The following is a 9434-nucleotide window of genomic DNA, read 5'->3' on the forward strand; positions in this document are numbered from 1 at the left end:
AATGTTATCCGTTTTATATGGTTTTTTAATCACCCTCATTGCCTATGTTCTGGCAAAACCTTGCAACCAAAAAGTGCCGCAAATTCCTGTAATTGTCTTTGGCATGTTCTTTGTGCTGCTGCTGTTATACATTTTTGGGATTCCTTACGAAAATTACATGGCACAAACCAACCCTATTTTTAATCAATTATTGGGTTATGTGACGGTGGCACTGGCCATTCCTCTGGCCGCCATGCGTTATGACGATTTACCACTAAAAGCCATTTTAGGTATTCTACTGTTTGCCAGCATCAGTGCTGTAGCCCTACCTATGGGACTGGCCTATGCCTTGCACATGTCTAGTGCCGATATTATGGCCTTTGCCACACGTGCCGTAACCACGCCTATTGCCATTAACATCGCCACGCTTTTGGAAGCCCCAATTCAACTGGCAGTCTTGATTGTGATTTTATCAGGTGTTGTAGGTGCCGCGTTCTCACCTTTTATCTTAAGACACATCAATGATGAACGCGCCTCTGGTTTGGCTTTAGGTCTGGCTGCGCATGCAATTGGAACCGCCCAAGCTTGGCAACGTGGTAGCGTAGCTGGACGTTATGCCGCCTTTGGTATGGCCGTCAATGCAGTATTTACCGCAGTGTGGCTGCCAACTTTTATACTGTATTTACAAAAAATGTGACTGAGCAATCACTTATTTAGACTTGTCGAGTTTTAACTTTCTTTTTACTATGAAATATCCAGTTAGCCAAAAACAAGGAACATTGAACATGGTCAAGATGAAACTCACCGTTGCCTTAATCTGCTCAGCGTTAGGAAGTTTTGCGCTAGCTCAAGATATTACGGGTACTTGGAAAAATATTGATGACAAAACAGGTTCATCAAAAGCAATTTTAGAAATTCGTCAGGAAGCCAATGGCACCTATACGGCTAAAATTGTCAAAGTCACCCCTCGTCCTGGCTACACCCCTAAAGATACCTGTATCAACTGTCCTGCACCTTATACTAACCAACCTATTTTAGGCATGGATGTACTCAAAGGCTTAAAACATACAGGTGGCATGAACTACTCTGGTGGAAAAATCATTGACCCATTAAGCGGCAATATTTACAGCACCAAAGCCAAATTAAGCAGCAACGGTAAGCGTTTGACCATGCGCGGTTATGTCGGTGTGTCAGCTTTAGGACGCAGCCAAACTTGGATTAAAAGCGAATAATTAATCACTTTACTTTTCACTTAAAATGCCACACGTTCGTGGCATTTTTTATTGTTTTTCCACCATTTTAGTTGCAACTTTAAGATTCACTTTCTCTCAAACCGCTTGACTCCTACCACAACTCGCTTTATATCTTAAATTAACCTCTGTGATCAATTTTGGCAATTAAAGGAATGATATGAAGAAAAATGTATGGATGGGTATATTTGCAAGCTTAATCTTCAGTGGCTCAGCGTTTGCTGCAGACCTAACGGGTATCTGGCAAAGTATTGATGACAAAACAGGCTCACCTAAGGCTTTAATTGAAATTACCAAAGCGGAAAATGGCACGTTTACGGGTAAAATTATCAAAGTCACACCAAGACCAGGCTATACCCCAAAAACCATGTGTGTCAATTGTCCTGCGCCTTATACCAACAAACCTTTGGTGGGTTTGGAAATTATTCATGGCTTAAAGCATGTGGAAAATAACAACTATTCAGATGGACGTATTTTAGATCCTCTTACAGGCAAAATGTATAGCCTGAAAGGTCGTTTGGCGTCTAATAATAAACGTCTCACTTTACGTGGTTACGTCGGAATTTCAGCCATTGGTCGGACACAAACGTGGATTCGTCAATAAAATCTAACGCATAGTGTCGCATCGGTCATTTTTTCTGGATACTCGGGACTTTGTGTCCGTTAATTCACAGATTAGACTAGCCGCAAAGACCGAGTAAGGGAAATAAAATGATTCAGAAATTGGCTTTAGGAATAGCCGTCATCTTCGGCAGTCTAAGCACTTTGGCGATGGCACAAGATTTAGCAGGAACTTGGCAACAAATTGATGATAAAACAGGCTCACCCAAAGCTGTCATCGAAATTCGTAAAGAAGCCAATCAAACCTATACGGGTAAAATTGTGAAAGTAACCCCGCGTCCGGGTTATACCCCACGTGAACTTTGTAATAAATGCCCTGCGCCTTATACCGACCAACCTATTTTAGGGATGGATATTTTAAAAGGCTTACAACAAGTCAAAAACAGCAACAATTACGAAAAAGGACGCGTAATTGATCCATTGGCAGGTCGTATTTACGATGCAAAAATTCGCCTCAACTCAACAGGTAAACGTTTAACTTTACGTGCTTATATGGGTGTATCTACACTAGGTCGCAGTCAAACTTGGATTCGAATTCAATAAAATTCAAGATAAAAAATAGCCACCTCAATAGGTGGCTATTTTCATTTCATCATCACATTTTTAAATTTTAAAGATGAATGTTATTACCATTCTGCCAGCGGATTATCCACTGCAAACAATTGCTGATCTTCCAAACGATAAGCCACAAGCTGATTGCCCCACACACAACCGCCATCCACATTTTGAATATTGTCGGCTACCGTTTGTCCCTGCAATGCTGCCCAATGACCAAATACGATTTGATGTGTTTGCGCAGCTAAAGATGGATATTCAAACCACGGTTTAAAACCTTCTGGCATCGGATCATCTAAGGCATCTTTAAAGCTGAATTCCAAACCACCCTGTGCATTGGCTAAACGCATACGGGTCAAATAGTTGGTAATACAACGTAAACGCGCATGCCCCTCTAAATCATCCGACCAAACTGCAGGTTCTGCCCCATACATTTCCTTTAAGAATGCATCCACTACCTCAAAGTCCTCATGCCCAATCACCGCCTCAACTTCTTTTGCCAAAGCTGCGGTTTGTTCCGCATTCCAAATATGTGGAATACCTGCATGAGTTAAAATGGTGTTTTCATTAGGAAAAAGACACAATGGTTGTTTACGCAACCAATCAATCAAATCATCACTGTCAATTGCATCAATCACATCACGAGTGTTGTCTTGTGCTTTGATTTTCTTTAAGCCACGTGCGCCTGCCAACAAGGTTAAATCGTGATTGCCTAACACTGTTGCTGCAACGCCACGATCTACCAGTTTTTTAATAAAACGCAAAGCACCTACCGAGTTTTCACCCCGCGCGACTAAATCGCCTGCAAACCAAATAAAATCTTGATCGGGATCGAACTGTATTTCTTTTAATAACAGTTTTAAGGCTTCAAAGCAGCCCTGCACATCACCAATGACATAGTTGTATCGAATTGCTGCCATTAATTCACCATCTGATCTGCCAATGCGACAAATGCACTCAAACTTAAAGTTTCAGGACGTGCCATTGGGTCTACCCCTGCACGTTCAAACGCATCTTCAGCCAACATGCCTTTTAAGCTATTGCGCAATGTTTTACGACGTTGGGTAAATACATGCGCCACCAAACGTGCCAATGCTTTTTCATCTTTGGCAATAATCGGTTTAGTCACATAAGGCTCTAAACGGAATACTGCAGAAGTCACTTTAGGCGGTGGATTAAATGCGCCAGGCGGTACTTCAAACAAGAACGTTGGCTTACAGTAATACTGCATCATCACCGATAAACGCCCATATTCTTTGGTATTCGGTTCAGCCGTGATACGATCTACCACTTCTTTTTGCAGCATAAAGTGCATGTCTTTAACTTTGTCACCAAACTCTAAGAGATGAAACAAAAGCGGCGTCGAAATGTTATACGGCAAGTTTCCAACCACACGTAGCGGGCGCCCTTCCTGAAATAACTCGGTAAAGTCATATTTCAGCGCATCACTTTCTACAATAGTTAAACGCTCAGGATGTGGCACACGTCCCGGTAAGCCTGCGGCCAAATCACGGTCTAATTCCACTACAGTCAAAGCATCACACTCACCAATTAAAGGTGAGGTCAATGCCGCTAAACCCGGTCCAATCTCGACAATATTATCGCCTGGACGTGGGTTCACTGAGCGGACAATTTTGGCAATCACGCGTTGATCATGCAAAAAGTTTTGACCAAAGCGTTTACGAGCCTGATGCCCTTCATCTTTTGGGTTTAGGGCATTAATTTGATACATAAAGATTTCCAAGCTGAAATTATGAACGTGCTAAATCCAGCGCTAAATCGACAGCAACATGCAAGCTAGAACTTTTCGCAAGTCCCGTACCTGCGAGGGAGAGCGCTGTGCCGTGATCGACTGAAGTGCGAATAAACGGTAAGCCTAAAGTAATATTGATTGCTTCACCAAAGCCCTGAGATTTTAACACAGGTAAACCCTGATCGTGATACATCGCTAAAACTGCATCGGCATCTTTTAAATTTTCTGGGGTAAATAAAGTATCTGCAGGTAAACTTAAACTGAGATTTTCACCGCGATTACGGTAATTTTGCAGCACAGGATTAATCACCTCAATTTCTTCCATGCCTAAATACCCATCTTCGCCCGCATGTGGGTTCAAACCACAGACCAATACTTTAGGATGTTCAATTTTAAACTTGCTTTTTAAATCGTGCAGCAAAATATCAATTACTTGTTCTAAACGTGTTTTGGTAATGGCATCTGCCACGGCACGTAAAGGTAAATGCGTGGTCGCCAAGGCAACGCGTAAGGTTTTGGTGGCTAACATCATCACCACACGCGCAACACCTGCAAACTCCTGATAATATTCAGTGTGCCCACTAAAAGAAATACCAGCTTCATTAATAATAGATTTTTGCACGGGTGCTGTCGCCACGCCCACACTCTTACCTGTCATTGCATAAGAAGCTGAGCGACGTAATTGCTCCAAAACGTAAGTTGCATTTTGTGCATTTAAATGCCCCAACTCAACATCTACAGCCAAAGGCACATGCTCAACATATAACTGCCCAAGCGCTGCAGGCTGTTGCTGACCTGAATATTCAATCAATTCGACTTGTTGCTTTAGAATTTCGGTGCGTTGTTGTAATAATTGATGATCTGCCAATACCACAATTGGACGCTCATCTTGTCGAGCTGCCAGACTTAGACAAATATCAGGTCCAATACCTGCAGGTTCACCACTGGTGACATATAAAGGGCGCATGCAGCTTCATCCACTATAGCTAGGTGTAGCTGAATTATAGCGCCATCCTGAGCAAAATTGTTTTATCTCCAATCTAATCTAAATCGGCTATCTAAGATGCCCATCTAATGCGCCCATTCCGAAATGCCAATCACGACCATACATAACAACAAACCTATAAATAGTATTTTGGGCGCTTGTTGAGTGACTGCTCGATAGTTTTGATCAGATAGACTCAACATGATGAAGCCACCGATGCCATATAGCATAAAAGGGAGCAAGGTGATGTGCATAAATACAGAATAGATTAAGATAAAATCAAATACATCAGTACCATAAGCTGCACCTACCAACAAAAATGCCAGTTCATACAGACCAATCAATGTGATGAAAAAACCTGCTATAAATTTTAGCAGTTTATTTGGTTGCGGCTTTAATGCTTCTGTCGTTAATGCTTTTGTCGTTGTAGCGATGCGTTCTAAATCATCAGACATAGTGATCCGTCCTCATCATTATTATTAGCTGCGACCATACAGAAAAAGCTAAAACAGCACTAGATAAAGAAGATCAATACCTGATTTTTACTGTCGTGAAATGGTCGCTAGAGGTGATTTTGCTTTTATAACCAAACTTGATAAAATATAGCGCTTAAAATGTGACTTTTCCATTGTAGTTCTACCCATTCTCAGGTAGAATTCGGACTCCTTTTTGTTTGGACAGCTTCCATAGTCCAAACCAACTATAATAGGTAGTGGTTTAATGAAAACTCTCAGCGCTAAGCCAGCTGAAGTTCAACACGACTGGTACGTTGTTGATGCTTCTGGCAAAACTCTAGGTCGCCTTGCGACAGAAATCGCTCGTCGTTTACGCGGTAAGCACAAAACTTCTTATACTCCTCACGTTGACACTGGCGACTACATCGTTGTCATCAATGCTGAGCAAGTTCAAGTGACTGGTAACAAATCACTTGACAAGAAATACTATCGCCACACTGGTTTCCCTGGTGGTATCCGTGAAACTAATTTCGAGAAATTAGTTGCTCACAAACCAGAAGAAATCTTCCAACGCGCTGTAAAAGGCATGTTGCCAAAAGGTCCTCTTGGTTATGCTATGATCAAGAAAATGAAAGTGTACGCTGGTGCTGAGCATCCTCACACAGCTCAACAGCCACAAGTTTTGGACATCTAAGGGATACAGCACATGGCTACTAACTATGGTACAGGTCGCCGTAAGACCGCAACTGCACGTGTTTTCTTATCAGCTGGTACAGGTAAACTCGTAATTAACAACCGTACTCTTGAGCAATATTTCGGTCGTGAAACTGCTCGTATGATCGTACGTCAACCATTAGAGCTTCTTGAAGCTACTGAAAAATATGACCTTTACATCACTGTTGCTGGTGGTGGTATTGGTGGTCAAGCTGGTGCAATCCGTCACGGTATTACTCGTGCATTGATCGCATCTGACGACACTTTAAAACCTGCTCTTCGTCAAGCTGGTTTCGTTACTCGTGATGCTCGTGAAGTTGAACGTAAGAAACTTGGTTTACGTAAAGCTCGTAAACGTCCACAATTCTCTAAACGTTAATTCGTTTACCGAATCGGACACAAAAAAAGCCTTGGATTTTCCAAGGCTTTTTTTTATGCAAATCAACGAGCTGAGCATTTTAAGTCAGATAAACAATTCGGATTCACATACACCAAAAATCAAAATTCAATACAGTCCAAAAATTGAAAACCAATCAACAAATATCTCATACACTTTTATCAGCTTTGCTGGGTGATTTTAGTGGCTAAGTTTAGTATCCTATTCTATTCATTTGGTTTTATTTCGGATTATGTCAGTCGAGAACGCACCCTTACAAGGCATTACCCTCTACAGTCATGCGGACGACTTTCGCTCACATTGGATTCGTTACGTTCTGGCCGAAAAACAAATCAAATATCAACTGATTTTGGTCGATTATGAAGATGAAGACCTCGCAAGCCTGAATCCGTATAATCAACTTCCAATGCTGCTAGAAAACGATTTAAAACTCTTTAATACTGCGATTATTTCCGAATATCTGGATGATCGTTATCGACAAAATAAACTTTATGCCGATGCACCTATGCCACGTGCAGAACAACGTCAATATATTTGGCGCTTTGAACAAGACTGGTTCAAACTTGCCGATCAGATGCTACGTCATCCTGATAGCTTAGATTACACAACACAGCGCGCTGCACAAAAAAAATTACGTGATACACTCATTTCACTGACACCATTATTTCAGCATTATCCTTATTTCATGTCAGAAAATTTCAGTATTTTAGATTGCATGCTGGCATCCTTATTTATACGGCTAAAAGCCATGGGCATAGAATTACCTCAACAACACTGTCGTCCAATTTTCCTGTATTGTCAGCGGATTTTTTCACGCCCTGCCTTCACTCAAGCAATGACTTTGCAAGAAAAAAATCGCTATCAAGAATTTTTAATTCATACTTAAAGAGCATATTATGTCTGAATCTGAAATCAATTTAAGTCCAACCCGTCCTTATTTAGCCCGCGCAATTTATGAATGGATTTGTGATAACCAACTCACACCACATTTATTGGTCGATGCTACACAGCCGAATACGCTTGTTCCTGAACAATTTATTCAGGATGGTCAGATTGTCCTAAATATCGTTCCACATGCAGTGCATGCCTTACACATGAGCAATGATGCAATCACCTTCTCTGCACGCTTTGGTGGCGTATCACGCGACTTATATGTACCTATGAATGCCGTCGTAGGTATCTATGCAAGAGAGAATGGACAAGGCTTATTCTTTGATCCAAGTGAGTATGCACATATCCAAAATGATCAAGATGCTTTAGAATCAAAGACTGAAGAAAAAACCGAACAAACTAAGAAAAAACCAAGCCTTAGATTATTAGATTAAAACAATGGAGTAGTGAATGGCTTTTGATTTAGTACAATATTTTGCAGCGCAGATTAAACTTCAAAAGCCCTCGCTTTTGAAACAATATAATGCTGTTGATCGCGACCAATATATTCAAGAAATCAATGCGCTGAGCTTAGGCAAACTGGTCAGTCTGTGGCGAGAAGACAACCAAAAACTTTATCAAGAAATTGATCATCAAGATGAATTATATATTCAGGAAATTGCACGTCGACTCACCACATCTCCACACAATCAGTCACCTCTCTCCAAAACTGAGCTTGAACAGAATATTAGTGAAGTCTTAGCCTTACAACTCACAGAGCTCAAGCAATTGGATCAAACCGGCAATTTTGGTAATAAAGGCATAGGCGAGTTATTGCTTGGCCAAATCGAGCATTTATCTGGTCAGGCTGATGATTGGATTTGGTCAACAAACGAACTAACAGAGCTAAAAGGCTCTAAACCAATTCCACAAGAAGAGCTATCATTAGAGGCATCAATGAAGGAGTTTAATCAAATGGTACAACAACATACCCAAGATGATCATCAAAATATTGAGCCTGTAGAAGCAATTGTACCCACTTGGTCTAAAGTACTAGAACCTATCGTTGCGATTGCGATTTTAGCAATTCTATGGTGTTCCGTTACTCAATTATTCGCTTAAATCAATCTTCTATCTAAGCCGTAATAAAACCATCATCATCTGATGGTTTTATTTTGCCTTCACTTTTTATAGTTTTTAATATTTTCTTTTCTACATAAAAAAACACCCCCAACGCTAGTTGAGGGTGTTTGAATAATGAGCTGGCGATGACTTACTCTCACATGGGTAACCCCACACTACCATCAGCGCGAAGAGGTTTCACTTCTGAGTTCGGGAAGGGATCAGGTGGTTCACTCTTGCTATGGTCGCCAGCACAACTGTTTATGGACTTGTTCGGGTCTTAGTTACTCTGCTTTTGCATGTAATGCCTTACTTTGTTCCAAATGAGTTATTAACAGGTTGGCTATTGGGTCTGAATTTTATTGTTTAGCGTTCACTAAATCAAGTTTTCGTCTGATCGTTAGATCAATATGAAATCAATTGATGCTTTATATACAACTGTTTGGGTGTTGTATAGTCAAGCCTCACGAGCAATTAGTATTGGTCAGCTTCACATATCGCTATGCTTCCACATCCAACCTATCAACGTCGTAGTCTTCAACGGCTCTTTAGGAGGCATAAAGCCTCGGGGAAATCTTATCTTGAGGTAGGCTTCCCGCTTAGATGCTTTCAGCGGTTATCCCTTCCGAACATAGCTACCCGGCGATGCGACTGGCGTGACAACCGGTACACCAGAGGTTCGTCCACTCTGGTCCTCTCGTACTAGGAGCAGATCCTCTCAAATTTCCAACGC

Annotated in this window: 13 protein-coding genes and 2 rRNA genes; 9 read left to right on the forward strand and 6 right to left on the reverse strand. The window is 41.3% G+C overall.

The genetic code is table 11. The features are described 5' to 3' along the window. Window position 1 precedes the first annotated feature (1 nt). The 4 genes from CF596_RS06380 (at window position 2) to CF596_RS06395 (ending at window position 2393) form a co-directional block, all read left to right on the forward strand. Entirely contained in the window at window positions 2-676 is a 675-nt protein-coding gene (locus CF596_RS06380; protein ID WP_096901575.1) for an LrgB family protein, read from the forward strand. Between the two features lie 88 nt (window positions 677-764). Next, window positions 765-1211, forward strand: a complete 447-nt coding sequence (locus CF596_RS06385) for a DUF2147 domain-containing protein (protein WP_096901576.1) — start codon at window positions 765-767, stop codon at window positions 1209-1211. Window positions 1212-1389: 178 nt separating this feature from the next. Continuing rightward, window positions 1390-1833, forward strand: a complete 444-nt coding sequence (locus CF596_RS06390; protein ID WP_096901577.1) for a DUF2147 domain-containing protein — start codon at window positions 1390-1392, stop codon at window positions 1831-1833. A gap of 107 nt (window positions 1834-1940) precedes the next feature. Then, the gene (locus CF596_RS06395; RefSeq protein ID WP_004972473.1) at window positions 1941-2393 is read left to right on the forward strand and encodes a DUF2147 domain-containing protein; all 453 of its coding nucleotides are present in this window, start codon (window positions 1941-1943) and stop codon (window positions 2391-2393) included. Window positions 2394-2476: 83 nt separating this feature from the next. Here the strand turns inward: CF596_RS06395 and CF596_RS06400 are convergent, their stop codons facing one another. From CF596_RS06400 to CF596_RS06415, 4 genes are all read right to left on the reverse strand, one after another. Then, window positions 2477-3325 carry a symmetrical bis(5'-nucleosyl)-tetraphosphatase gene (locus tag CF596_RS06400; RefSeq protein ID WP_096901578.1) on the reverse strand — a complete coding sequence of 283 codons (849 nt, stop codon included), beginning with the start codon at window positions 3323-3325 and terminating at the stop codon, window positions 2477-2479. After that, window positions 3325-4137, reverse strand: a complete 813-nt coding sequence (gene rsmA, locus CF596_RS06405) for a 16S rRNA (adenine(1518)-N(6)/adenine(1519)-N(6))-dimethyltransferase RsmA (RefSeq protein ID WP_004972477.1) — start codon at window positions 4135-4137, stop codon at window positions 3325-3327. The genes CF596_RS06400 and rsmA overlap by 1 nt, the downstream gene beginning before the upstream one ends. Before the next feature lie 19 nt (window positions 4138-4156). Then, on the reverse strand, window positions 4157-5125 hold the full coding sequence (gene pdxA, locus CF596_RS06410) for a 4-hydroxythreonine-4-phosphate dehydrogenase PdxA (protein WP_096901579.1): 969 nt from the start codon (window positions 5123-5125) through the stop codon (window positions 4157-4159). A gap of 104 nt (window positions 5126-5229) precedes the next feature. After that, window positions 5230-5598 (reverse strand): hypothetical protein, encoded by a 369-nt coding sequence (locus CF596_RS06415; RefSeq protein ID WP_096901580.1) that lies wholly within the window; start codon window positions 5596-5598, stop codon window positions 5230-5232. A gap of 265 nt (window positions 5599-5863) precedes the next feature. Here CF596_RS06415 and rplM point away from each other — a divergent pair, with 265 nt between their 5' ends. The 5 genes from rplM (at window position 5864) to CF596_RS06440 (ending at window position 8701) form a co-directional block, all read left to right on the forward strand. Further along, window positions 5864-6292 (forward strand): 50S ribosomal protein L13, encoded by a 429-nt coding sequence (gene rplM, locus CF596_RS06420; RefSeq protein ID WP_004909012.1) that lies wholly within the window; start codon window positions 5864-5866, stop codon window positions 6290-6292. Window positions 6293-6304: 12 nt separating this feature from the next. Then, a complete protein-coding gene (gene rpsI / locus CF596_RS06425) occupies window positions 6305-6691 on the forward strand; it encodes a 30S ribosomal protein S9 (protein WP_004972483.1) in 387 nt (128 codons plus the stop codon). Window positions 6692-6941: 250 nt separating this feature from the next. Continuing rightward, entirely contained in the window at window positions 6942-7595 is a 654-nt protein-coding gene (locus tag CF596_RS06430; RefSeq protein WP_096901581.1) for a glutathione S-transferase N-terminal domain-containing protein, read from the forward strand. Window positions 7596-7605: 10 nt separating this feature from the next. Continuing rightward, window positions 7606-8034 carry a ClpXP protease specificity-enhancing factor gene (locus tag CF596_RS06435; protein ID WP_004972487.1) on the forward strand — a complete coding sequence of 143 codons (429 nt, stop codon included), beginning with the start codon at window positions 7606-7608 and terminating at the stop codon, window positions 8032-8034. 16 nt (window positions 8035-8050) lie between these two features. Next, window positions 8051-8701: a hypothetical protein gene (locus tag CF596_RS06440; RefSeq protein WP_096901582.1), complete on the forward strand. Its 651-nt coding sequence runs from the start codon at window positions 8051-8053 to the stop codon at window positions 8699-8701. A 138-nt stretch (window positions 8702-8839) separates the two neighbouring features. Here the strand turns inward: CF596_RS06440 and rrf are convergent. Next, window positions 8840-8954: ribosomal RNA gene (gene rrf, locus CF596_RS06445) — 5S ribosomal RNA — on the reverse strand. Window positions 8955-9154: 200 nt separating this feature from the next. Continuing rightward, window positions 9155-9434, reverse strand: a 23S ribosomal RNA gene (locus tag CF596_RS06450); the annotation flags it as partial.

The organism is Acinetobacter sp. YT-02 (assembly GCF_002412355.1).
GTDB lineage: Bacteria > Pseudomonadota > Gammaproteobacteria > Pseudomonadales > Moraxellaceae > Acinetobacter > Acinetobacter towneri.

Bases quoted from the DNA above. Each gene is read 5' to 3' on its own strand.
- CF596_RS06430 (WP_096901581.1), top strand. From the start codon at position 6,942: ATGTCAGTCGAGAACGCACCCTTACAAGGCATTACCCTCTACAGTCAT.
- CF596_RS06415 (WP_096901580.1), bottom strand. From the start codon at position 5,598: ATGTCTGATGATTTAGAACGCATCGCTACAACGACAAAAGCATTAACG.
- CF596_RS06395 (WP_004972473.1), top strand. From the start codon at position 1,941: ATGATTCAGAAATTGGCTTTAGGAATAGCCGTCATCTTCGGCAGTCTA.
- CF596_RS06380 (WP_096901575.1), top strand. From the start codon at position 2: ATGTTATCCGTTTTATATGGTTTTTTAATCACCCTCATTGCCTATGTT.
- rpsI (WP_004972483.1), top strand. From the start codon at position 6,305: ATGGCTACTAACTATGGTACAGGTCGCCGTAAGACCGCAACTGCACGT.
- CF596_RS06435 (WP_004972487.1), top strand. From the start codon at position 7,606: ATGTCTGAATCTGAAATCAATTTAAGTCCAACCCGTCCTTATTTAGCC.
- pdxA (WP_096901579.1), bottom strand. From the start codon at position 5,125: ATGCGCCCTTTATATGTCACCAGTGGTGAACCTGCAGGTATTGGACCT.
- CF596_RS06400 (WP_096901578.1), bottom strand. From the start codon at position 3,325: ATGGCAGCAATTCGATACAACTATGTCATTGGTGATGTGCAGGGCTGC.
- rsmA (WP_004972477.1), bottom strand. From the start codon at position 4,137: ATGTATCAAATTAATGCCCTAAACCCAAAAGATGAAGGGCATCAGGCT.
- CF596_RS06390 (WP_096901577.1), top strand. From the start codon at position 1,390: ATGAAGAAAAATGTATGGATGGGTATATTTGCAAGCTTAATCTTCAGT.
- CF596_RS06385 (WP_096901576.1), top strand. From the start codon at position 765: ATGGTCAAGATGAAACTCACCGTTGCCTTAATCTGCTCAGCGTTAGGA.
- CF596_RS06440 (WP_096901582.1), top strand. From the start codon at position 8,051: ATGGCTTTTGATTTAGTACAATATTTTGCAGCGCAGATTAAACTTCAA.
- rplM (WP_004909012.1), top strand. From the start codon at position 5,864: ATGAAAACTCTCAGCGCTAAGCCAGCTGAAGTTCAACACGACTGGTAC.